Genomic DNA, 21,903 nt, shown 5'->3' with positions numbered 1-21,903 from the left:
TAATATAGTGAGTGATACAAAATGTCCGTGATTAGCAGGACTGGCACTACAGCAGATACGCGATAATGAATGCCAGTCCCTGATAAGACCAGAACCTTACTGCGGGAGTAATTCGATGAATTTAGCCAGCCACTGTGGGTGCGCGGGCCAGGCGGGGGCGGTGACCAGATTACCGTCAACGTGCGCCTGGTCGATGCCGATATCCGCATACTGGCCTCCGCTCAGCCGCACTTCCGGGGCGCAAGCCGGATAAGCGCTACAGGTACGGCCTTTGAGAATCCCCGCCGCGGCGAGAATTTGCGGGCCGTGGCAGACGGCGGCAATCGGCTTTTGCGCAGCGTCAAAAGCCTGTACCAGCTTAATTACCTGCTCATTCAGGCGTAAATATTCGGGCGCACGGCCGCCGGGGATGAGCAGCGCGTCGTAGTCTTGCTCTTCTGCGCTTTCGAAGTCGGCGTTCAGCACGAAGCGATGACCGGGTTTTTCGCTGTAGGTTTGCGCGCCGTCAAAATCATGAATCGCCGTCAAAATATAGTCGCCTTTGCTTTTATCAGGACAAACGGCATCAACCTGATAGCCGATCATCTGTAGCGCCTGAAACGGTACCATGGTTTCGTAATCTTCGGCGTAATCGCCCACCAGCATCAATATTTTCTTGCCCATTGCGACAGCTCCTTGATGAATAATGATGCCTAAGGTATAGCCTGGTAAAATGAACAATGCCAACAGTTAACGTATGAATAAGACAGGATAGCGACAATAGCGATAAAATATAGTTTGGGTGTATTGGATAATGTCTAATAAATTTAAAATATGAATTAAATGGAGTGGCAAAAAATTTATCGATAAATAAATAACTTCTATTTTCTAAGTTTTTCCTTTTTTGTTGACGGATACAATGTATTTGTTAGTATCGGCTTGTTCTCTATTTAATTGGGGGGTAGTCCGTTGGGATATACTGTCTGCCGTATATATGCTTTCCATTTTTCACACCTGTGAATATATTCGGGTATCTCGAGTGGTTGAGCGTTGGTGGGCGTTGATAATGGCTTTTAATATTGCCGGTATAGTGTAAATTTATTATTTAAAGTAATATTTTACGATGAGTAAGCATAATGGAGTATGAATGAATAAAATTCACCGTCTGACATTGATTGGTATTATTATTAACTTAGCCATGTTTCTTTTGGTGCTCAATGAGGTTAACTCGCTTTCAGATTATTATGGCTACGATCGAACGCTGCGTTTGATTAAAGATTTGGTCACAATAGTACTTCCCATTGCTATAGTCGCTCAGGTTGCAAGCGTTCTGTTATTACCGAAAGCTCCGCGTGTTGGTATTGTGTTTGCTTATATCGGTGGAATTACTATGGTGCCGATTGGTTTGGTGTTTTTAATCGGTTATCTTTTTAGCTACGAACGATACTGCAACGCAGGTCTTGATATTTACAGCACTAAAACTGCGGTTGATATATCAAAGCCTGAAGACAACAGTTATAAATTAACATGCGATACATCCCGATTTGTTCCTACCGGAGCTATTGCTTTATGCATGGGGGTTATTGTTCTGGTGATGGGCGTGGGAATTGGCTACTTATTGGTCGCAGTAGGAGTTCTCAATATCTGGAATGGGGTACGCCTCAAGGAGCGCGTTATGATTGGTCTTTCTGGCGATAAATTGATAGTTAAACCAAAGTTGTACTCAGACACCTTTATCGTTCCGTTGAGTGAAGTCGTATTAACCGATAAAGGGGTGAATAATGATAAGGTTTCTTTAAAGTTCTTACGTACCGGACGGGCGTTTGACGTGCGCAAGAAAATGCTGGCAGGTGAGAATATTGATGAATCATTAGAATATATTATTTCAAAAATCCCCGTAGCGTGATTATTTATCAGTGAAGTGAATGTAGAACGGCACCTTTAAGGTGCCGTTTTAGTATTTTCTGGTGATACTGAAGCGTTGCGTTAATCCACGTTGGTAAAGTAATCGCGAGCGACCGCTTCCACACGCTTTTCTTCCAGGCCGGTCTTTTCGCTGATCCCGGCGATAAAAGGCTTGAACTGCTCGGTCATCACGTGGCCGCCGTCCCAATGGGCGACGTAGTAACGGCACTGATAGCGATAAAAGTGGAGGGTCTTTTCTCCTAACGTGTAATACATGACATTCTCCTGTCCAGTGTGTCGGGCTGCGTCCGCAGAAGCTAATGGGGCGTTACCACAATAATCAGGTATTTGATTATATCCTGCTCCCAAATGTGGGAAATTTCCAGCAGGCATTAGCCCGGCGGGGCACATTTTCCTCTGGTTGCGAACTATACCATTTGCGATTGATTGTTGATCATACATAATGTATTTAATTAGACTAAATGTATTAAAGATGGCTACCCATTGATCAACAAGGCGAAACAATGACTCTACAACTCCCCGATTATCGCGACGTGGCGGCAGCCGCGCAGCGCATTGCCGACTACGCCAACCGAACGCCTGTGATGACCTCGCGTACCCTGGATGAACGATACTCAGCGCAGCTGTTTTTAAAGTGTGAAAACTTTCAGCGCATGGGGGCGTTTAAATTTCGCGGCGCAATGAACGCGTTGCAACAGTTTAGCCCAGCGCAAAAACGGGCCGGGGTAGTGGCGTTTTCTTCTGGCAATCATGCGCAGGCCATCGCGCTGGCGGCCAAACTGCTGGGCATTCCGGCAACCATCGTGATGCCACATGATGCGCCAGCGGCGAAAGTCGCCGCCACCCGGGGCTACGGCGGCAAAGTGGTTTTTTATGACCGTTACACGGAGGATCGCGAACAGATCGGACGTGACCTGTCTCAGCAGCATGGGTTTACGCTTATCCCTCCTTACGATCATCCGCACGTGATTGCCGGGCAGGGGACAGCGGCGAAAGAGTTAATAGAAGAGGTCGGTCCGCTCGATGCGCTGTTTGTCTGCCTCGGCGGCGGTGGTCTGCTGTCAGGCTCGGCGCTGGCGGCACGTCATCTGTCTCCGGGGTGTAAAGTCTATGGCGTAGAGCCTGAAGCTGGCAATGACGGCCAGCAGTCGTTTCGTTGCGGAAGCATTGTGCACATTGAGACGCCGAAAACCATCGCCGACGGCGCGCAAACCCAGCATCTGGGGCAATATACTTTTCCGCTAATACAGCAACACGTCGACGATATCCTGACCGTGAGTGACGATGAATTAGTCGCGTCGATGAAATTTCTCGCTGAGCGAATGAAAATGGTGGTTGAACCGACAGGTTGTCTGGGTTTTGCTGCCGCCCGGAACGCTATGGCGCAGCTGCGGGGTAAAAAAGTCGGCATTATCATCAGCGGCGGTAATGTGGATATGAGCCGTTATAGCGCCTTATTAGGCACCGGGGACGGCTTATGAGTAGTGAGTTGTCACCCTTGCTGGCGCAGCTTGATATCCTCGCTCAGGGGTTAAGCGAAACCTTTGCGCCGTTTTGCGAAGTGGTCGTGCATGACCTCACGCATCCTCAGCACGCCATTTTATCAATTCACAATAACCTCTCGGGCAGAGAGGTTGGTCAAGCGGCGACCGAGATGGGGTTAGCGCGGATTGCCAGCGCCGAGTTCCCGGCCGTTGTCGCCAACTATGCTAATCAGTTTGCTGACGGTCGTGCGGTGAAAAGTACCTCTATCGGTATTAAAGGGGAGAGTGGTGAATATGTAGCCGCGCTTTGTCTTAACGTCGATATCACGTTGTTTCGCGGTATGCAAAGCGCGTTAACGCGTTTTACCGCTACGGAAAGCGCCGCGGTGACCGAACATCTTGAACCCGGCGGTGCGGCGGCCATTCGCCAACGAATTGATGCATTTGCCGCCGAGCGGGCGACGACAGCCAGGGCGCTGAGCGCAGCGGATCGTAAAATGGTCATTCAACAGTTGCGTAAAGAGGGGCTATTAGATCTGCGCAAGTCGATGGAAATGGTTGCGCAGCATCTTGGTATTTCGCGTGCGACAGCTTATTTATACGCCCGGCAGGAGAGAGAAGCCTAGCGGCCGCGAGGAGGTGCAGCCGCTATTCCATCTGGATATTTACTGAAGCCCGGCCAGTTCGTCGGCGGTTAACGCCAGCTTTTGCACGCTGCCGCTTTCTGATGAGGCAACGGCGGCTTCCAGCACCGCCATTACCGCCAGCGCCTGTAGCGGCGGCACCGGGTTGGCGATTTTGCCCAACAGGGCATCGCGAACCTGAATATAGTACTGGCGCTGATCGCCTTTCGGCGTGGCGAGCGTGTGCGTCTGCAGGCTGGCATCGAACAGCGTCATGCTGTCGTCATCCTGGCCCCAGCTTTCGCTCCCTGGGATGACCCCAGCCAGCAACTGGCTCTCCTGCTGGTCTGCTTTCAGTTTCACAACGCTGCCGCTATCGCCGTGGACCGTAAAACGCGAGATGCCGCCGGCAACCAGCATACTACAGTGCAGAATCACTTTGTGCTGCGGATAGTTCAGTACCACGTGCGCCCAATCGTTGATCTCCGCACCCTGTCGTAAGGTGGCGATATTGCCCTGTACAGTTTGCGGCAGGCCGAAAAGTTGTAGCGTCTGGTCGATCAGATGGGGGCCAATATCAAACCACAGGCCGCTGCCGGGCACGTTCTGCTCGCGCCAGCGGACGCGTACTTCCGGGCGGAAGCGATCGATATGCGACTCGAAATGCTTAACCTTGCCGATTAGCCCCTGCTCGATGGTTTGCTTAATGCCAAGATAATCGCTATCCCAACGGCGGTTATGGAATACTGAAAGCAGGCGTTGCTTTTCTTCAGCCAGCGCGATCAGCTCGCGCGCTTCCTGCATATCGAGAGTGAAGGGCTTATCCACCACCACGTGTTTTCCGGCGTTCAACGCCAGTCGAGCCAGCGGGGCGTGGGTGGCGTTTGGCGAAGCGAGTACCACCAGGTCAACGTCCGGATGCTGAATGGCCTCTTCCGGCGAAGCGATTACCGTGACATCCGGCAGGTCCTGCTTCACTTTGGCTTCATCGCGGGAGGCGACGACGGCAAGCTTTAACCCCTCGACCGAGTTAATGAGCGGCGCGTGAAACGTTTTGCCGACAAATCCATAGCCGATCAGCGCAATATTAATGGGTTTACCTGCGCCGGTGATAACTTTATGCATGACTTTCTCCACGTTATTCAGCGTCAGCAATGCTGACCTGCATTGAATTGTCTTCGCCAAGCGCGTGCCACGGCTTGTCGAGGAACAGACGATCGATGTGTTTCAGTTCGGCGACCAGGTAAGGCTCGCAGCGATCAAGTTTTAGATGGTCAGCCACCAGCCAGTGCTCGATGCTGGCTGCCAGCATGGCGCGTTTTACTTCCGCATCTGCTTCCTGGCTGGCGCTAAGCCCTTGCCGCGCATGGATCGCGCAGGCGCCCAGAATGGCGATATCCGCGCGGTAACGGGAAAGCAGCGTAAGCGTAGCGCTACCGGCAAACAACCGCTGCCGCATATCCCATTTACCGCCGAGTAAAACCAACTCGATATCGGGCCGTTCGCTAAATAGTTGGGCAATATCCAGCGAAGGGGTGATGACCGTCAGCGGCCCTTTTAGATGAGCGGCGACGGCAAGTACCGTGCTGCCGGCGTCTAAAAATAGTGTTACTCCCGGTGGAACCTCACGGGCGACCAGCGCGCCGAGGCGCTGTTTAGTCTCGGGCAGCAGCGCATTGCGCCCCTGACGATTCATGGCTGGAAGATCGAGAGCGATAGCGCCGCCATGGTTTTTCTGCACCAGTCCGCGTTTTTCCAGGTCACCAAGATCGCGGCGGACGGTATCGGGCGAGACCTGCAATCGTTCAACCAGTTCACTGATGCTAATTTGACCGTTTTCGCTCAGTAGTTCGAGCAAAAACTGTTGTCGTGCGGTTTTATGCATAATCGCTTTCCCTGCAAAATGCTGCAATAACCTGCATAATACAGCATGATGTGAGAATGTGAATCGCAATAAACAGCAAAAAATGCGTTACCAGTTAAAAGGGTGATTGTGCATCGCTTTTTGGGAAGGGGGACCGGCTTAGCGCAGCCTGAGGCGCGTTCAACCGGTCTATTTAAATATAATGCGCTCAGCGCATTACCCAGTGCTGATTACCGACTTGTTCGTAGCGGCGGGTCGGCGGCTGCCAGTCTTTATCGCGAAACGGCGAGGGCAGTTCATCGTTATTGACTTCACGCAACAGATGGCGACGAGACGGATCGGTTTTCGGGATCGCCGCAATCAGCTTTTGCGTATACGGGTGCTGCGGATTAGCGAAAATGGCCTGCCGTGGGCCAATTTCGACGATTTCACCAAGATACATCACCGCCACCCGGTGGCTGATGCGTTCAATCACCGCCATATCATGCGAGATGAACAGAAAAGCGATTTTCATCGTTCGCTGCAGTTCGATAATCAGATTGACCACCTGCGCCTTGACCGACACATCCAGCGCCGACACCGACTCGTCGGCGATAATCACCTTGGGATTCATCGCCAGCGCGCGAGCAATGCAGATGCGCTGGCGCTGACCACCGGAGAATTCATGTGGATAGCGGTTAAGCACCGCGACGCTGAGACCCACTTTCTCAATTAATTCATGGGCGCGCGCCAGCGCCTGCTGGCGGGTGGCAAGGCCATTTTCCAGCAGCGGTTCAATCAGCGTTTCCTGGATTTTCAGCCGTGGATTCAGACTGGCGAACGGATCCTGAAAAATCATCTGGATATCCTGGCGCATACGCTTTTGCTGCTGGCGCCCGGCTTGCAGGACGTCATAGCCATTCAGGCGAACCTGACCGGATTGCGCCTGGACCAGACGAATGAGACTGCGACCGGTAGTCGATTTACCGCAACCTGATTCGCCCACCAGTGATAGTGTTTCGCCGGGCCATAAATCAAAGCTGACGTTTTCTACGGCGTGAATATGCCCGGCTAACTGATTAAAAAAGCCTTTTTTAACCGGAAACCGGGTGACCAGGTTTTTGACGGATAACACCGGTTCGTTGCTGGTCAGGCTAAGGTCTGGCTCTGGCGGAAAACGACGAATGTCCCCCGTTTGTAGGTTCACCGATGGGAACTTACAGGGTGTCGAGCTCATATCCATTTCACCTGCCGCGGGTACCGAGGCCAGCAGCGCGCGGGTATAGGGCTGCTGCGGGGCGGCGAATAGCGTCGGCGTGCGCTCGCATTCGATGGCATCGCCGCGGAACATCACCAGCGTATCGTCGGCGGTTTCCGCGACTACGCCCATATCATGGGTAATAAACAGCACCGCGGTATTGTTTTCTGCCTGCAGGGTTTTGATCAGATCAAGGATTTGCCCCTGGATAGTGACGTCCAGCGCGGTCGTGGGTTCATCGGCGATCAGCAGTTTAGGCTTCAGGGCCAGCGCCATCGCGATCATCGCGCGCTGGCGCATACCGCCGGAAAACTGATGCGGATATTCATCGAAACGCTGCGCAGCATGCGGAATGCGGACTTTATCCAGCAGGGCGATGGCCTCCTGCTTCGCCTGGCGCGCCGATAAACCTTGATGGCGAATAAAGACTTCCGCTATTTGGTTGCCAATGGTAAATGCCGGATTGAGACTGGTCATCGGCTCCTGAAAAATCATCGCTACCTCGGCGCCGCGTACGCGACGCATTTCCTCTTCAGGAATCTCGAGCAGTGATTTACCGCCGAGCAGCACTTGTCCCTCGGTACGGCTATGGCGGGTAGAAAGCAGGCGCATAATGGCCATCGCCGTCACGCTTTTGCCTGAGCCGGATTCGCCAACAATCGCCAGCGTCTTACCAGGATAAAGGCTAAAACTAATATTACGCACCACCTTCTGCCAGCTCTCGCCGTGGCGGAATGAGACGCTCAGATTGTCGACGGCCAGCACTGGCGCAGGCGTTTCACGGTTCATGACTCAGGACTCCCTGGCAAAGGGCGCGCGGGCGGAAACCCGCACCAGTGGAGTGAATTCGAGGTCACGCTTAAACGGCCAGGTGGGGGTCAGCATTCGCAGACGCGCCACCCGTTCAATATCCTGATCGACCACCCCTTCCGAGAGCGCCATCAGATTCGGATTGGCCAGCGGCGCCAGTTCCGGCGATAAATAGCCGGATTTGACCACCAGAATTTTCACCTGCCGCGGGTCGAGTCCCAGCGCGCTAAAGTCAGCGATATCGTGATACGGACGACGACGGTCGGCCACCACTACGGTAATCCCATCTGTCTGTAGCACCGCCTGATTGGCCGGGCGCTGCGGATCCGCCGCCAGCAGACCAGTGACGGTAAAACGCGCGCTCGCGCTGACGCCCGTCGGATCGAGGCTGGCGCCGACCGTTAACTGCAGTTCTGCGCCGATGCCGGCTTCAAACGCCGAACGCGTTGCCGGCGCGTCGGTAATGCCGGCGACAAGGGTATTTTGCGCCTGCTGACGTAGCAGTTCGGCGAGCACGTCGCCGCGATCGCCGACCCCGCCGCCGGTGGGATTATCGCCCGAATCCGCCAGGATAACCGGGCCCGTGGCGCTGGCGATAGCCTGAGCGACGCATTCGGCGACGCTGCCCGTCCGGCAGCCGAAAACAAAATCTTCCCGCACGTCCCAATAGGCCTGCGCCAGTTTCGCGGCCTGTTGCTCCAGTACCGCGCGATCGGTGCCGGTAAAAATGGCCGCGGCGGTGGCGCGCGGTTCGTCGGCCCACACGTAGCCGACCATTAATGAGCTATCGAGTACGCCGTCTATCTGGTCGCTGTTTGGCAGCATGGCATAGAGGCTTTTCGCTGGCTCATCTTCCGTACTGGTCCGCTCGCCAGGGAGTAATACCGGGATGGGGGCCCACACTATGCCCGGGCGCACGCCGCTTTGCAGACTATCCACCAGCATACTGACCGAACGGCGCATGGTTTCTTCAATATCGATATGCGGCGCGGTGCGATAGGTTGAGAACATGTCGATGGCGTCGATAATGCGCTGGGTCACGTTACCGTGTAGATCGTAGCTGACGGCAATCGGGCAGTCATCGCCGACGCAGGCGCGGGCAGCAGCGATCCAGTCGCCTTCAGCGTCTTCCATACCTTCAACGTACATTGCACCGTGCATCGCGAGGTACAGGCCGTCGATCGGCAGTTGCGCCTGCAGACGGCTTAAGAATTCGGCCTTGAACTGTTCGTAAGTTTCCCGAGCTACCGGGCCGCCGGGAATCGCCCGGGTGTGCAGCGTCGGCAGAAACGTCGCCGGATACTCACGTAAAAACTGAAAGTGGGGCGCCTGCAGCAGGGCATCGCCTCTGACGGTGCGAAACTCTGCTTCATGAGTCAGTACCGGGTTAAACGTGCTGCATTCAATATGTATTCCACCAACGGCAATGCGCATAGGGACCTCGAAATTATCCTGGAAAGAGAACGTGAGTCAGAGCGACGCTCGCCGCGGCGAGCGCCCAGCTATCTGGAGCCAGCGGGCGATAGATAAGCGGCGTTTTCCCCGCCATCCCCGGCAGCAGGTTGGTTTCAATGGCTTGTTGCATCACGGTATTCAGTAAACCGTTAAAGCTATCCGGCTGGTGGGCAAGCATGATCGCCGCCGGATCGTGGGTCTGGATCTGATGTGAAATAGCCAATCCTAAGGCGTCGCCGGCCCGATGCAGGATCTGGATGGCGGCGGTGTGGCCCTTACGCGCCATGGCCTCCAGTTCATCCAGGTGGTCGGTATGGATACCAGCCATGCGCGCCTGTTCAAAGATGGCGGTGAGAGACGCGATGGTGTCGAGACAGCCACGCTTCCCGCAGCGACAAGGCGTGCCCGCCGGCACGATGGTGCAGTGGGCTATTTCGCCTGCGCCGCCGTGGGCGCCGCGCCAGATTCGGTTATAGATAACCGCCGCGCTGCCGATGCCGCTGCCGTGCGATATCACCACTGCGCTCTCCAGCTTGCGTAGATGGCCAAACGTTTTCTCCCAGTTCGCCAGCGCCCGGGTGTCGTTTTCAATAAATACCGGGATCCCGCCGGTCGCGCGGCTTAACAGTTCAGCCAGCGGCACCTGATGCCAGCCGAGCAACGCCGACTGTACGCAGACCGATTGCGCAGCGTCGACAAAGGCAGACAGGGCAAAACCGATGCCGACCAGCCGTTGGCGCTCAATGAGCGTATCGTTTAACAAACTGCGGATTTCACCCGCCAGTTGCTGGATTACGTCGGGAATTTCAAGCTGCGGCGTGAGCAGGCGCTCGGCGATTTTCTCACCGCTGGCATTCATCAGTACCAACACCAACTGGTTATCAATCAGCGAGATGCCGATGGCGTAAGCGGCGTCCGGCGCCAGTGAAAGGGTGACGGAGGGGCGTCCCTGACCGCCGGAAGCGGCCATATCGCTCTCCTGTAGCAGACCATCAGCCAGCATCTCTTTTACCAGTGCGCCAATGGCCGCCTTACTCATACCCGTCAGGCGGGCGAGATCTGCGCGGCTGGCGCCTTCCTCGCTGCAGACCAGATGAATCAATTGTTGGTGGAGTTTGTTCAGCATAGTTACTCAGCCATAACGCTTTTTTCTGAACATAATCGCGGACTGGCGCTTTAGCAATCAGTTTATTTTCAAAAATAACTAAACCATCACATATAAGTTAAATTTATTACCTAATTAAGCGTTAATCATGGCTAATATCACATTTATGGGACTCTGTTTTGGGTAAAAAGAAAACCTAATCGCAACATAACAGCCACAACTGGCGACATAACAGACAGGTAGGGGTTAACGGATGAAGGCAATTATGAATAAATATCGACTTGCCATTCTGGCAGGCTTACTGGCAGCCGGCGGAGCGACGGCGCTGCAGGCGGCAACGCTGAACGTGATGCAAAACGAACCTCCGCGTAGCATGGATCCGGGCGACCAAACCGCGACCTTTACCGATACCGTATTAAAACCGATGTATGAAGGTCTGGTGGATTTGTCGCCGGATTTCAAAATCGCCCCGGCGCTTGCTACCGCCTGGAAGGTCAGCGATGACGGTAAAGTCTGGACTTTTACCCTGCGTAAAAACGTCACTTTCCATGACGGCTCGCCGTTCAATGCCGATGCGGTAGTCGCCAATATCGAACGACATATCGACCCGAAAGGCGGACTGGCAGCCAGTTCGCGGATGCGCAACGTGATCGCATCCGTGAAGAAGCTCGATGATGACAACGTCGAGATTACGCTGAAAAAGGTCTATCCCTCTTTCCTCAATCTGTTGACCGGCGGCTCGGCGAAGATGGTGAGCCCTGCGGCGGCGAAAGCTGGCACCATTGGCCGGAAAGCGGACGGTACCGGCCCATATATGCTGCAGGAGTATAAAACCGGTGAATACGTGCTGGAGAAGAAAAACCCGAAATACTGGGGCGAGAATCACGGCCCGGATGAGATTAAGTGGACCTGGAGCGCGGAGCCGTCGGTGATGAACATGGCGCTGCTTTCCGGTCAGGTCGATGTGATTAACCCGGTACCGCCGCAGTTTGGTCTGCAGTTGAAAAGCAACCCACAGGTGAAGCTGGAGCAGGGGCAGGGTGCATCCGTATTCTGGGTGGCGCTCAACGTTGAGCAAAAACCGCTAAATGATGTCCGCGTGCGTCAGGCGCTGAACCTGGCGACCGACAAAGAAGCGCTGTTGAAGGCGGTGATGTTTGGGTTTGCTTCTGCCGCCAACTCACCGCTGGCCCCGGTGAACGAAGGATATGATAAAACCCTCAACGACTTTCCGTGGGATCTCAATAAAGCGAAAGCGCTATTAAAAGAGGCCGGTTACCCGCAGGGTTTTGAGATGAACATCGCCGTGCAGGGACCGGATGCGCGTACCGCGCAAATCCTGCAGGCGATGTGGGGCAAAGTTGGCGTGAAGCTCAATATCCAGCAGATGGAGAGCGGCGTCTGGAGCAAAGCGGCGTTTGCCCCGGCGGCGGAAAAGTTGGCCAACCGTACCGATGCGGTGCTGGCTTCCTGGTCTTCCGGGCTTAATGGATCTGATTTGCAGTTGCGCCCGCTTTACTATTCGCAGAGCGCCGCGCCGGCTGGGGCCAATCTCGGATTCTACCGCAACCCGCAGGTGGATGAACTGTTAGACAAAGCGGCGACCACCATGGATGACAACGCGCGTATCGCCGAATATGTGGCGGCGCAAAAGGCCATTATGCAGGACGCGCCGCATGTGATGCTCTACTTCCAGGACGATCTGTACGCCACCCGCGCCACCATTAAAGGCGTGCGAATGGAACCGGGCGGCGAAATTATCGTTACCGAAGCGCAAAAACCATAACGCTGGGGCCAGCGTGGAGTTGTTATGAAAGCTTATGTGATTAAAAAACTGCTTTCTTTGCCGCTGATCCTACTGGGGGCATCGCTGATTGTCTTTATGGCGATCAGAATGCTCCCCGGTGACCCGGCCCGTCTGATGGCCGGGCCGCAGGCCACCCAGGATGATGTCAGCCGGATGCATACGCGCCTCGGTCTGGACGATCCGCTGGCGGTGCAGTATGGCCATTTCGTTAGCGGAATGCTGAAGGGGGATTTTGGCACTTCGTTGAAGTCCGGCCAGCCGGTCTCCGCCGAAATGAGCGAACGGGTTCCTTATACTTTAGGCCTGGCATTGCTGGCGTGGATGATGGCGGTGATCCTCGGCATTCCAATGGGAATGTGCGCGGCGATTTACCGCAATCATGTGGCCGACCATGTGCTGATGCTGGTGGCGATTGCCGGCGCGTCGATAGCCAATTTCTGGCTAGCGCTGATCGCCATGGATACCTTTTCCGTGAAGCTGGGTTGGCTGCCGCTACTGGGCGCCGAAGGCTGGAAAAGCTATATCCTGCCGTCGGTTTGCCTGGGGATTTTCCCGATGGCGGTGATGTCGCGGATGACCCGCTCGAGTATGGTTGACGTGTTAGGAGAGGATTACATCCGCACCGCGCGGGCCAAAGGGCTGGCGCCGTTTCAGGTCTATTTCAAGCATGCGCTGCGCAATGCGCTGATCCCCATCGTGACGATTATCGCACTGAACTTCGGCAGCCTGATCGGCGGCGCGGTGGTGACCGAGTCGGTGTTTAACTGGCCTGGGATAGGCCGCTATCTGGTGGATTCGGTACGCTATCGCGATTACCCCGTCATCCAGGGAGTGACGATGATTACGGTGGCAAGCGTGGTGGTGATGAACCTGGTTGGCGAGATGATTATCGCCAGAATCAATCCGAAAATAAGGTTTGACTGATATGTCGGAAATTTCACTCGCCAAATCGCGCAGCGGCGTTCTCAGCGGCCTGCGTTGGGGGATGGAGCATCCCTCGCTGACCCTTGGCGGCATCATCGTCGCCTTAATCCTGGTATGTGCGCTCTTCGCGCCGTGGTTAAGCCACTACGATCCCTATGCGCAGGACCTGCTGAATATTCTCTCCGCGCCGTCGGCCGACCACTGGCTGGGCACCGATGACTATGGCCGCGATATCTTTTCCCGCACCATTTACGGCGCCAGGATCTCGCTGATTGAAGTGGTGGTCAGCGTAGCGCTGTCGCTACTGATGGGGCTGCCTCTGGGCATTATCGCCGCCCTGTGCGGTAAAAGTGTCGACCACCTGATTATGTGGGTGATGGATGTCATTTTCGCTTTTCCCGGCATCGTGCTGGCTATCCTGCTGGTCAGCGTCCTCGGCGCAGGGTTGATGAATATGCTGTTGGCGATCGCTATCTTCTCGGTGCCGGTTTACGCGCGTCTCAGCCGTAACCTTACTTTGGGCATCAAGAATATGGAGTACATGGAAGCGGCGCGGGCGTTGGGAATTGGCTATCGCCGACAGATAATTCACTACATTCTGCGTAATACCCTGGGGCCGATTACCGTGCAGGCGACATTGACGGGCGGCTCGGTGATCCTCGCCGCGGCTTCGCTCTCCTTCCTCGGCATGGGCGTGCAACCGCCGATGCCGGAGTGGGGGACAATGATGAGCGATGGGCGTAACTTCCTTGGCATCAGCCTGGGAATTTCGCTATGGCCGGGGCTGGCTATTGTCTTTTCGGTATTGGGCTTCAACCTGTTGGGCGATGGCCTGCGTGATTTAATGGATTCGCGCCTATGAGTAACAGCGTGCTGTGTCTGGATATTGGCGGCTCCTTTATTAAAAGCGCGGTTTCTCCAGCGCCGGGGAAACTGGTTATGCCGCGCCAGCGGGCGATGCCGCTAAGCTCCTGGCCCGACTTCGTTTGCGCCGTGCAGGAGATTATCGCGCAATATGGCGATGCGATTAGTGAACAGAGTCCACTGGCGCTCTCCTGCGCCGGAGTGGTGGATGTAGCCAATGACCGTATTCTGTCGAGCAACATTCCGCCGTTCGCTGGTATTGATATTACCCAATCGCTGCAGGCTGAGCTTGGGCGGCCGGTGACGATGGCCAACGATGCGGACTGTTTTACCTTAGCCGAGGCGCGTTTCGGCGCGGCAAAAGATCTGCCGGTGGTGTTGGGCGTGATCCTCGGCAGCGGGATCGGCGGTGGGATTGCCATCAACGGTAACATTCTCTACGGCAATCAGGGAATCGGCGCCGAGTGGGGGCACGGACCCATTACGCGTACTCATCTACGGGGAATTGAGTTACCGCGGTTAACCTGCGGCTGCGGACAGCAGGGGTGTCTTGATACCCTTGGCGGAGCAAAAGGGATGCAGCGGCTGCATCAACTGCTCAGCGGTCAGGCGCTAAGCAGTGTCGAGATTGTAACGCGAGGCAAGGCGGGGGAAGAGACTGCGGTGTTGACCCTCGAAGTATGGCTCGATCTGGTAAGCGAACCGTTGGCCCATACGGTGAACATTCTCGGGCCGCATAAAATCGTCGCTGGCGGCGGGCTGGCGGGTGAAACGGCGTTGCTGGCGCGCCTTGATACAGCGTTGCGGGCAAAGATTCTGCTGAAGAGCGCTGAGCCACTACTGGTCGCCGGGCAATTTAGCCGCGAAGGGGGATTACTGGGGGCATCGGTGCTGGGCTGGGAAAAATTTTAGCCAGGAATGTGGCAAATCTGACGGAAGCTTCTAGGATTAGAGCCTATCCCAGTAGGCGTAATTGGCGCAGCCAGTTTGAACACGGACAGCGCGCAGAAACCGGAGCGTACACGTAGTACGTGAGGATTTCGAGCACTGCCCTGGTTCAAAATGGCAAGTAAAATAGCCCTAATGGGATAGGCTCTTAGTCTGCTTATAAAAATGGAGTAATAACCATGTGCACCAATTTACACGATAACGCCCGCCGCTATGCGGAAGAGAAAAAATGAACGCTTCCTGCTAATCCTGCCCTGCGCCCGCCCAGACGATGGCAAGGGTTAATACTGTGGATTAGCCGACGACTGATACGAACTAATAAGAACCCGCCAATGGCGGGTTCTCCCTTTCTGATGGCCTGAACAACTTACTTGAGCATTTTGTTATAGACGTAAAAATCCGTATCACGTACGAAGCCGCTACGCTCGTATAACGCCTGCGCTTTAGTATTATCGGTTGCCGTGCTGAGCATAATAAATGCGGAATCACTCTCTTTTGCCAGTTGTTCGGCACGGGCAATCAGTTGCTGCGCCACGCCGTGCTGGCGGGCAGACTCATCAACGTACAGATCGTAAAGCAGCCAGATGCGCTTCATTTCCAGCGAGCAGAACAGGGGATAGAGCTGGGTAAAGCCCACCGCTTTGCCGTCCACTTCTGCGAAGAAAATGACCGACTCATTCAGTTGCAGGCGCTTAAGGATGAACTCCCGCGCCTGAACGAGATTTTCTTCGACCTGATAGAAACGACGATAGGCGAGATACAGCGGCAGGACGGTATCGACATCCTGGGGCTGGGCTTGATAAATATTCATACTAAAACCTCATTACAATTACGGATGTAATTGTAATACAAATATGATCAGCTGTCGCCAAACGCGCTATGCTGCGTATTTGTTAGGCGATTGCGACGATTGCGGGAGGCGAAATTCAGCCGAATAGCGTACCTTATGGATTATTCACGCTTTTTACAGGCATGCATTAATGGAGGTTCAGTGGACGCGATTAAGGGCTCGGAGCTGAAAGTGCCGGACGCCATCTTTGCATGGGTGCTCGACGGGCAGGGCGGCGTAAAGCCGCTGGCTGATAACGATAATATCGATAAGAGCAATCCCTGCTGGCTACATCTCAATTATACCCATACCGACAGCGCCGACTGGTTAGCCGCCACGCCGCTGTTGCCGAATAACGTTCGTGACGCGCTGGCCGGGGAAAGCACTCGTCCGCGGGTGACGCGCATCGGCGATGGCGCGCTGATTACCTTGCGTTGTATCAACGGCAGCACCGATGAACGCCCCGATCAACTGGTGGCGATGCGTCTGTATATGGACGAGCGGCTGATTGTCTCTACCCGTCAGCGCAAGGTGCTGGCGCTGGATGACGTGCTGGGCGATCTGCAGGAGGGCAACGGGCCGACGGATTGCGGCAGCTGGCTGGTGGAAATCTGCGATGCGTTGACCGATCACGCCAGCGAGTTTATCGAACAGCTGCATGACCGGATTATCGACCTTGAAGATGACCTGCTCGACCAGCAGGTGCCGCCGCGCGGATTTCTGGCGCTGCTGCGTAAGCAGCTCATCGTGATGCGCCGCTATATGGCTCCCCAGCGCGATGTCTACGCCCGTCTTGCCAGTGAGCGCTTGCCGTGGATGAGTGACGATCACCGTCGCCGGATGCAGGATATTGCCGACCGCCTTGGCCGCGGTCTTGATGAGATTGACAGCTGTATTGCCCGTACGGCAATCATGAGCGATGAAATCGCGCAGATTATGCAGGAGTCGCTGTCGCGACGGACTTACACGATGTCGTTGATGGCGATGGTTTTTTTGCCCAGCACCTTCCTGACCGGGCTGTTTGGCGTCAACCTTGGCGGTATCCCGGGTAACAGCTGGCATCTTGGTTTTTCGATATTTTGCGTAATGTTAGTCGTTCTAATCGGTGGTGTTACCTGGTGGTTACATCGTAGTAAATGGTTGTAAGAAATTGTCTTTTCAGGCGATTTTGCCGCTGAAACCCCGGCAATATTTGAGCGAAATCAATAAACCATCTACCCATTCAGGGCAATATCTCTCTCGCAGGTGAATGCAACGTCAAGCGATGGGCGTTGCGCTCCATATTGTCTTACTTCCTTTTTTGAATTACTGCATAGCACAATTGATTCGTACGACGCCGACTTCATTGAGTCGGCTTTTTTTTTGCCCTCTGCCAGCTAACTTCTACGCTTAAAGAATAGTCCTGTAAAGTGAGGGGATAAACTATGCGTAACCTGGCGCTTTCCTTGCAGTCGATACCCATCGGCCCTGAGCCCAACGACCCGGTGCCCGTACCCGATCCGCGGCCCCGTCCGCACCCGCTTCCCGACCCGCCGCCGGACGATGATCCGATTAAATTGTCGCATCAAGAGCGGAGATCTGCGAGGATACGCGCCTGCAGATTGTCCGCCCTTTAATGCGAGAAAACATTGTGACCGCTTTTTCAACACTGAACCTTTTGCCCGAAGCTCAACTGAACAACCTTAACGAACTGGGATACCATGCGATGACGCCGGTGCAGGCCGCCGCATTGCCGGCTATCCTGGCCGGGAAGGATGTGCGCGTACAGGCGAAAACCGGCAGCGGTAAAACGGCGGCCTTTGGTCTGGGATTGCTACAGCACGTTGACGCCGGTCTGTTCCAGACCCAATCACTGGTGCTGTGCCCGACCCGCGAACTGGCGGATCAGGTCGCTGGCGAACTGCGTCGCCTGGCGCGCTTTTTGCCAAATATTAAAGTATTAACCCTCTGCGGCGGCCAGCCTTTCGGAGCCCAGCGCGATTCCTTACAGCACGCGCCGCATATTATTGTCGCCACGCCTGGCCGCCTGCTTGACCACCTGCAGAAGGGGACCGTATCGCTGGATGCGCTGCAGACGCTGGTTATGGATGAAGCCGATCGTATGCTCGATATGGGCTTCAGCGATGCTATTGATGAAGTGATTCGTTATGCGCCAGCTTCGCGCCAGACATTACTGTTCTCCGCGACCTGGCCGGAAGCTATCGCCGCCATCAGCGGCCGGGTGCAGCGGGATCCGCAGACGATTGAAATCGATAGCGTTGATGCGCTGCCGTCTATTGAACAGCAGTTCTTCGACGTTTCGCAAAGCGGTAAAATCAAGCTGCTGCAAAAATTGCTCAGTCAGCATCAGCCGGCTTCCTGCGTGGTATTTTGTAATACTAAGCGCGACTGTCAGGCGGTATGCGATGCGTTGAATGCTGCCGGCCAGAGCGCGCTGTCGCTGCATGGCGACCTGGAGCAGCGTGACCGCGATCAGACGTTGGTGCGTTTTGCCAACGGTAGCGCGCGCGTACTGGTGGCGACCGACGTTGCGGCGCGCGGCCTGGATATCAAATCGCTGGAGCTGGTGGTTAACTTTGAACTGGCGTGGGATCCTGAAGTTCACGTTCACCGTATCGGGCGAACCGCTCGCGCAGGTGAAAGCGGCCTGGCGATTAGTTTCTGCGCGCCGGAAGAGGCGCAGCGCGCTAACATTCTTGCTGAAATGCTGCAGATCAAACTCAACTGGGTTAACGCGCCGGCGGGTAATAATATTGCGCCGCTGCAGGCGGAGATGGCGACCCTGTGTATTGATGGTGGTAAGAAGGCGAAAATGCGTCCGGGCGATGTGCTGGGGGCGTTAACTGGCGATATGGGGTTTGATGGCGCCGATATCGGTAAGATCAACGTTCATCCCGCGCATGTTTATGTCGCTATTCGTCAGGGCGTGGCGCAAAAGGCCTATAAGCAGCTGCAAAACGGCAAGATCAAAGGCAAGTCCTGCCGCGTACGTTTGCTGAAGTAAGGACGGCAAGTGACGGTCTCCGGCGGTTGCCGGAGACGCGTTGCGTATTATTTTACTTCAACCACATTCAGACGCAGTTCATCTAACTGAGCGTCTTCTTCTTCCGGCTGCCAGCCCGCAGGCTGCAGCGGAATCTCTTCGCGGTCAAAGGCCAGATCGCCGCCGTCAACTACCGCAGAACCGTGTGTGATGGATTTAAAATCAAACAGATTGACGTCGCTCAGGTGCGACGGCACCACGTTCTGCATTGCGCTAAACATGGTTTCGATACGGCCAGGATAGCGTTTATCCCAATCGCGCAGCATATCGGCGATCACCTGACGCTGCAGGTTAGGCTGGGAGCCGCACAGGTTACAAGGAATAATCGGGAAGCCTTTGGCCTGCGAGAAGCGTTCGATATCTTTTTCGCGACAGTAGGCCAGCGGGCGGATAACGATATGTTTGCCGTCATCGCTCATCAGTTTCGGCGGCATACCTTTCATTTTGCCGCCGTAGAACATGTTGAGGAACAGCGTCTGCAGAATATCGTCGCGGTGATGGCCGAGCGCGATTTTGGTTGCGCCCAGTTCGGTCGCCGTACGGTAGAGAATGCCGCGACGCAGACGAGAACACAGTGAGCAAGTGGTTTTGCCTTCCGGGATTTTCTCTTTAACGATGCCGTAAGTGTTCTCTTCGACGATCTTGTACTCAACGCCCAGCTGTTCCAGATAGGCCGGCAGAATGTGTTCCGGGAAGCCCGGCTGTTTCTGATCGAGGTTAACGGCCACCAGCGAGAAAGAAATAGGCGCGCTTTTCTGCAGGCTACGCAGAATTTCCAGCATGGTATAGCTGTCTTTGCCGCCGGAAAGACAGACCATAATGCGGTCGCCATCTTCAATCATGTTGAAGTCGGCGATCGCCTCACCGACATTGCGGCGCAGACGTTTCTGCAGTTTGTCGATATTGTATTTTTCTTTTTTGCTAATTTCTTGATTTTGCAGCATTTAATAGTGGCTCAATTCATAGTGTGGCATCAGAAGAGCACGCGTTGTGCCAGTCGCTGGATCAATTCCCGCTGGCGCGTAGCAATGAGTGAGGTCTGATAGAAAACCGTGGCGTGTATGGTACGGATTCGGGGGGGCAATGTCAGCATCTTTCCGGCACTTTAATCCGCGAGGAGTAAAGATAATAAAGCCCGCCGGGCGGCGGGCTTGCGATTACCTGACGACCAGCACCGAGCACTCGGCATGGCGCACCACCGCCGCGGCGTTAGAGCCGAGCAGATAAGTGGTGATGTCCGGGCGATGCGAGGCGATAATGACCAGGTCGGCGGGCAGCGATTCAGCCAGCGCCAGAATCTTATCTTTTGGCGAGCCCTCGGCAACATGGAAATGCATTCTGTCTTCCGGAATGGCGAAGCCTTTTGCCAGCTCACGCAACTGTGCTTCCGATTCGGCGCGCAGTTCATCCATAGCCGGCAGTTCAGCGGTATAGGCCATACCCAGAGAGGCGTAGTAGGGTAGCGAAGGGATAACGGTGAGGAAATGCACCTGCGCGTCATCGACGCGTGCTTCGGATTCAACGTGGCGGATCACACGTTGAGTAAATTCTTTATCAGAAATATCGATGGGTACCAGAATCATTCTACTCATAAAACCTCCTGTTTTAATAACCACCAAAACAGTATGCCATCAGGATTGAGGTTCTACTATAGCGTGAATCACAAATTGGTACGACAACTGGCAATTTATTGTTGGTTTAAGTGAAGCGCCCGCCGTGAACGGCGGGCGCAAGCATTAGAACTGATATACCAGACCCAGTGCTACGATATTGTCGGTAGAAATACCGTTGTCTTTATAGAAGTCGTCATTGCCGTCGAGCAGGTTGATTTTGTAATCAACGTAGGTAGACATATTACGGTTGAAGTAATAGGTCGCGCCGACATCCATATATTTAACCAGATCTTGATCGGCATACTGACCTTTGTAAACCAGATCTTTACCTTTGGATTGCAGGTAGGAAATTGCCGGACGCAGGCCGAAATCGAACTGATACTGTGCGGTTACTTCAAAGTTCTGCGTTTTATTAGCAATGGTGCCGTTCTGATTGCCGTACGGCGTCATGTTACGGGTTTCTGAATACATGGTCGCCAGATAGATGTTGTTCGCATCATATTTCACGCCTGCGGTCCAGGCATCGGCTTTATCGCCGCCCGCGGTAGACTGATGGGTCTGTTCGTTGGTGCGGTCAGAAGAACTGTAGGCCGCGCCGAGGCTGACGCCCATACCTAAATCATAGGTAGAGGAGATACCGAAACCGTCGCCGTTGGAGTTTTTCACGCTGCGGCCATCGCCGTTAGCGGTTCCTTCCTGGCTGGCGGAAGAATTAAATTCATGGCTGGCTTGGTTTTCGTTTTTACCCTGATACTGGAGCGCGAAGTTCAGGCCGTTAACCAGGCCGAAGAAATCGCTGTTACGGTAAGTTGCGACACCGTTGGCGCGGCCGGTCATAAAGTTGTCGGACTGGGTATAAGAGTCGCCGCCGAACTCTGGCAGCATATCGGTCCAGGCTTCTACGTCGTACAGGACGCCGTAGTTACGGCCATAGTCGAATGAACCGTAGTCACCCGCTTTGATCCCGGCGAACGCCAGACGAGTCCACGCCTGATCGCCAGAGCTTTCGGTGTTGTTAGCCTGAACGTTGTATTCCCACTGACCATAGCCGGTGAGCATATCGTTAATTTGCGTTTCACCTTTAAAGCCGAAGCGCAGGTAGGTCTGATCGCCGTCTTTACTGGAGTCGCTGGAGAAATAATGTAAACCGTCTACCTTGCCGTAGAGATCTAATTTGTTGCCATCTTTATTATAAATTTCTGCCGCGTGAGCAGCGCCGGCAGCCAATAATGCCGGGATAACCAATGCCAGTACTTTTCTTTTCATTTGGATATTCCTTTAACTTTTTTGTTTTAACTTCCTGGGTGGAAGTACGGCCATGCTAAAGGAGCGCATTCTGATATGATAAGTATCAATTGTTACAATATAAGTAAATTCTAAAGCAAATAAATA

Annotated in this window: 21 protein-coding genes; 10 read left to right on the top strand and 11 right to left on the bottom strand. The window is 54.5% G+C overall.

All coding sequences use genetic code 11. From position 1 onward, the window contains the following. Positions 1-96: 96 nt before the first annotated feature. On the bottom strand, positions 97-663 hold the full coding sequence (locus PGR29_RS03015) for a DJ-1/PfpI family protein (RefSeq protein WP_113373199.1): 567 nt from the start codon (positions 661-663) through the stop codon (positions 97-99). 463 nt (positions 664-1,126) lie between these two features. Here PGR29_RS03015 and PGR29_RS03010 point away from each other — a divergent pair, with 463 nt between their 5' ends. Beyond that, entirely contained in the window at positions 1,127-1,885 is a 759-nt protein-coding gene (locus PGR29_RS03010) for a hypothetical protein (RefSeq protein WP_316424037.1), read from the top strand. A gap of 80 nt (positions 1,886-1,965) precedes the next feature. Here PGR29_RS03010 and PGR29_RS03005 read toward each other — a convergent pair whose 3' ends face one another. Next, positions 1,966-2,160, bottom strand: coding sequence for a hypothetical protein (locus tag PGR29_RS03005; protein WP_316424035.1), 195 nt, complete (start codon positions 2,158-2,160; stop codon positions 1,966-1,968). Positions 2,161-2,408: 248 nt separating this feature from the next. Here PGR29_RS03005 and PGR29_RS03000 point away from each other — a divergent pair, with 248 nt between their 5' ends. Continuing rightward, complete coding sequence (locus PGR29_RS03000) at positions 2,409-3,386, top strand: threo-3-hydroxy-L-aspartate ammonia-lyase (RefSeq protein ID WP_316424034.1); 978 nt, start codon at positions 2,409-2,411, stop codon at positions 3,384-3,386. Continuing rightward, a complete protein-coding gene (locus tag PGR29_RS02995; RefSeq protein WP_316424033.1) occupies positions 3,383-4,015 on the top strand; it encodes a helix-turn-helix transcriptional regulator in 633 nt (210 codons plus the stop codon). The genes PGR29_RS03000 and PGR29_RS02995 overlap by 4 nt, the downstream gene beginning before the upstream one ends. 39 nt (positions 4,016-4,054) lie before the next feature. Here PGR29_RS02995 and PGR29_RS02990 read toward each other — a convergent pair whose 3' ends face one another. The 5 genes from PGR29_RS02990 to PGR29_RS02970 form a co-directional block, all read right to left on the bottom strand. Then, positions 4,055-5,137: an oxidoreductase gene (locus PGR29_RS02990; protein ID WP_316424032.1), complete on the bottom strand. Its 1,083-nt coding sequence runs from the start codon at positions 5,135-5,137 to the stop codon at positions 4,055-4,057. A gap of 13 nt (positions 5,138-5,150) precedes the next feature. Continuing rightward, on the bottom strand, positions 5,151-5,897 hold the full coding sequence (locus PGR29_RS02985) for a DeoR/GlpR family DNA-binding transcription regulator (RefSeq protein WP_087859439.1): 747 nt from the start codon (positions 5,895-5,897) through the stop codon (positions 5,151-5,153). A gap of 187 nt (positions 5,898-6,084) precedes the next feature. After that, positions 6,085-7,902, bottom strand: coding sequence for an ABC transporter ATP-binding protein (locus tag PGR29_RS02980; protein WP_316424031.1), 1,818 nt, complete (start codon positions 7,900-7,902; stop codon positions 6,085-6,087). 3 nt (positions 7,903-7,905) lie between these two features. After that, positions 7,906-9,357: a M81 family metallopeptidase gene (locus tag PGR29_RS02975; RefSeq protein ID WP_087859441.1), complete on the bottom strand. Its 1,452-nt coding sequence runs from the start codon at positions 9,355-9,357 to the stop codon at positions 7,906-7,908. 13 nt (positions 9,358-9,370) lie between these two features. Continuing rightward, positions 9,371-10,504: an ROK family transcriptional regulator gene (locus PGR29_RS02970; protein WP_113373205.1), complete on the bottom strand. Its 1,134-nt coding sequence runs from the start codon at positions 10,502-10,504 to the stop codon at positions 9,371-9,373. 232 nt (positions 10,505-10,736) lie between these two features. Here PGR29_RS02970 and PGR29_RS02965 point away from each other — a divergent pair, with 232 nt between their 5' ends. Genes PGR29_RS02965 through PGR29_RS02950 form a run of 4 tightly spaced genes read left to right on the top strand, consistent with a single transcriptional unit; the run spans position 10,737 to position 14,990 of the window. Then, on the top strand, positions 10,737-12,269 hold the full coding sequence (locus PGR29_RS02965) for an ABC transporter substrate-binding protein (RefSeq protein ID WP_316424030.1): 1,533 nt from the start codon (positions 10,737-10,739) through the stop codon (positions 12,267-12,269). 24 nt (positions 12,270-12,293) lie between these two features. Further along, positions 12,294-13,214 carry an ABC transporter permease gene (locus tag PGR29_RS02960; protein WP_032711787.1) on the top strand — a complete coding sequence of 307 codons (921 nt, stop codon included), beginning with the start codon at positions 12,294-12,296 and terminating at the stop codon, positions 13,212-13,214. Between the two features lies 1 nt (position 13,215). Then, positions 13,216-14,076, top strand: a complete 861-nt coding sequence (locus PGR29_RS02955; RefSeq protein WP_087859443.1) for an ABC transporter permease — start codon at positions 13,216-13,218, stop codon at positions 14,074-14,076. Further along, positions 14,073-14,990: an ROK family protein gene (locus tag PGR29_RS02950; protein WP_316424028.1), complete on the top strand. Its 918-nt coding sequence runs from the start codon at positions 14,073-14,075 to the stop codon at positions 14,988-14,990. The genes PGR29_RS02955 and PGR29_RS02950 overlap by 4 nt, the downstream gene beginning before the upstream one ends. 403 nt (positions 14,991-15,393) lie before the next feature. Here PGR29_RS02950 and PGR29_RS02945 read toward each other — a convergent pair whose 3' ends face one another. Continuing rightward, on the bottom strand, positions 15,394-15,837 hold the full coding sequence (locus PGR29_RS02945; protein ID WP_045397472.1) for a GNAT family N-acetyltransferase: 444 nt from the start codon (positions 15,835-15,837) through the stop codon (positions 15,394-15,396). A 180-nt stretch (positions 15,838-16,017) separates the two neighbouring features. Here PGR29_RS02945 and zntB point away from each other — a divergent pair, with 180 nt between their 5' ends. The 3 genes from zntB to dbpA all read left to right on the top strand — a co-directional run bounded on the left by zntB (position 16,018) and on the right by dbpA (position 18,859). Next, positions 16,018-17,001, top strand: coding sequence for a zinc transporter ZntB (gene zntB / locus PGR29_RS02940; RefSeq protein ID WP_045397470.1), 984 nt, complete (start codon positions 16,018-16,020; stop codon positions 16,999-17,001). 278 nt (positions 17,002-17,279) lie between these two features. Next, complete coding sequence (locus tag PGR29_RS02935; protein WP_087859447.1) at positions 17,280-17,471, top strand: hypothetical protein; 192 nt, start codon at positions 17,280-17,282, stop codon at positions 17,469-17,471. A 14-nt stretch (positions 17,472-17,485) separates the two neighbouring features. Then, on the top strand, positions 17,486-18,859 hold the full coding sequence (gene dbpA, locus PGR29_RS02930) for an ATP-dependent RNA helicase DbpA (protein ID WP_087859635.1): 1,374 nt from the start codon (positions 17,486-17,488) through the stop codon (positions 18,857-18,859). Between the two features lie 47 nt (positions 18,860-18,906). Here dbpA and ttcA read toward each other — a convergent pair whose 3' ends face one another. The 3 genes from ttcA to ompC form a co-directional block, all read right to left on the bottom strand. Then, entirely contained in the window at positions 18,907-19,842 is a 936-nt protein-coding gene (gene ttcA, locus PGR29_RS02925) for a tRNA 2-thiocytidine(32) synthetase TtcA (RefSeq protein WP_015366315.1), read from the bottom strand. A 213-nt stretch (positions 19,843-20,055) separates the two neighbouring features. After that, positions 20,056-20,490, bottom strand: coding sequence for a universal stress protein UspF (uspF, locus tag PGR29_RS02920; protein ID WP_316424027.1), 435 nt, complete (start codon positions 20,488-20,490; stop codon positions 20,056-20,058). A 144-nt stretch (positions 20,491-20,634) separates the two neighbouring features. Next, positions 20,635-21,777 carry a porin OmpC gene (ompC, locus tag PGR29_RS02915; protein ID WP_087859449.1) on the bottom strand — a complete coding sequence of 381 codons (1,143 nt, stop codon included), beginning with the start codon at positions 21,775-21,777 and terminating at the stop codon, positions 20,635-20,637. Positions 21,778-21,903 lie beyond the last annotated feature (126 nt).

Source organism: Klebsiella sp. 141203 (genome assembly GCF_032601985.1).
GTDB classification, from domain to species: Bacteria; Pseudomonadota; Gammaproteobacteria; order Enterobacterales; family Enterobacteriaceae; genus Klebsiella; species Klebsiella aerogenes.
The sequence above is the reverse complement of the archived record's forward strand: the minus strand, read 5'-3'. Positions and strand labels throughout refer to the sequence as shown.

Excerpts from the sequence above, each read along its gene's own strand:
- PGR29_RS03015 (WP_113373199.1), bottom strand. The coding sequence starts at position 663 with ATGGGCAAGAAAATATTGATGCTGGTGGGCGATTACGCCGAAGATTAC.
- PGR29_RS03010 (WP_316424037.1), top strand. The coding sequence starts at position 1,127 with ATGAATAAAATTCACCGTCTGACATTGATTGGTATTATTATTAACTTA.
- PGR29_RS03005 (WP_316424035.1), bottom strand. The coding sequence starts at position 2,160 with ATGTATTACACGTTAGGAGAAAAGACCCTCCACTTTTATCGCTATCAG.
- PGR29_RS03000 (WP_316424034.1), top strand. The coding sequence starts at position 2,409 with ATGACTCTACAACTCCCCGATTATCGCGACGTGGCGGCAGCCGCGCAG.
- PGR29_RS02995 (WP_316424033.1), top strand. The coding sequence starts at position 3,383 with ATGAGTAGTGAGTTGTCACCCTTGCTGGCGCAGCTTGATATCCTCGCT.
- PGR29_RS02990 (WP_316424032.1), bottom strand. The coding sequence starts at position 5,137 with ATGCATAAAGTTATCACCGGCGCAGGTAAACCCATTAATATTGCGCTG.
- PGR29_RS02985 (WP_087859439.1), bottom strand. The coding sequence starts at position 5,897 with ATGCATAAAACCGCACGACAACAGTTTTTGCTCGAACTACTGAGCGAA.
- PGR29_RS02980 (WP_316424031.1), bottom strand. The coding sequence starts at position 7,902 with ATGAACCGTGAAACGCCTGCGCCAGTGCTGGCCGTCGACAATCTGAGC.
- PGR29_RS02975 (WP_087859441.1), bottom strand. The coding sequence starts at position 9,357 with ATGCGCATTGCCGTTGGTGGAATACATATTGAATGCAGCACGTTTAAC.
- PGR29_RS02970 (WP_113373205.1), bottom strand. The coding sequence starts at position 10,504 with ATGCTGAACAAACTCCACCAACAATTGATTCATCTGGTCTGCAGCGAG.
- PGR29_RS02965 (WP_316424030.1), top strand. The coding sequence starts at position 10,737 with ATGAAGGCAATTATGAATAAATATCGACTTGCCATTCTGGCAGGCTTA.
- PGR29_RS02960 (WP_032711787.1), top strand. The coding sequence starts at position 12,294 with ATGAAAGCTTATGTGATTAAAAAACTGCTTTCTTTGCCGCTGATCCTA.
- PGR29_RS02955 (WP_087859443.1), top strand. The coding sequence starts at position 13,216 with ATGTCGGAAATTTCACTCGCCAAATCGCGCAGCGGCGTTCTCAGCGGC.
- PGR29_RS02950 (WP_316424028.1), top strand. The coding sequence starts at position 14,073 with ATGAGTAACAGCGTGCTGTGTCTGGATATTGGCGGCTCCTTTATTAAA.
- PGR29_RS02945 (WP_045397472.1), bottom strand. The coding sequence starts at position 15,837 with ATGAATATTTATCAAGCCCAGCCCCAGGATGTCGATACCGTCCTGCCG.
- PGR29_RS02935 (WP_087859447.1), top strand. The coding sequence starts at position 17,280 with ATGCGTAACCTGGCGCTTTCCTTGCAGTCGATACCCATCGGCCCTGAG.
- ttcA (WP_015366315.1), bottom strand. The coding sequence starts at position 19,842 with ATGCTGCAAAATCAAGAAATTAGCAAAAAAGAAAAATACAATATCGAC.
- uspF (WP_316424027.1), bottom strand. The coding sequence starts at position 20,490 with ATGAGTAGAATGATTCTGGTACCCATCGATATTTCTGATAAAGAATTT.
- ompC (WP_087859449.1), bottom strand. The coding sequence starts at position 21,777 with ATGAAAAGAAAAGTACTGGCATTGGTTATCCCGGCATTATTGGCTGCC.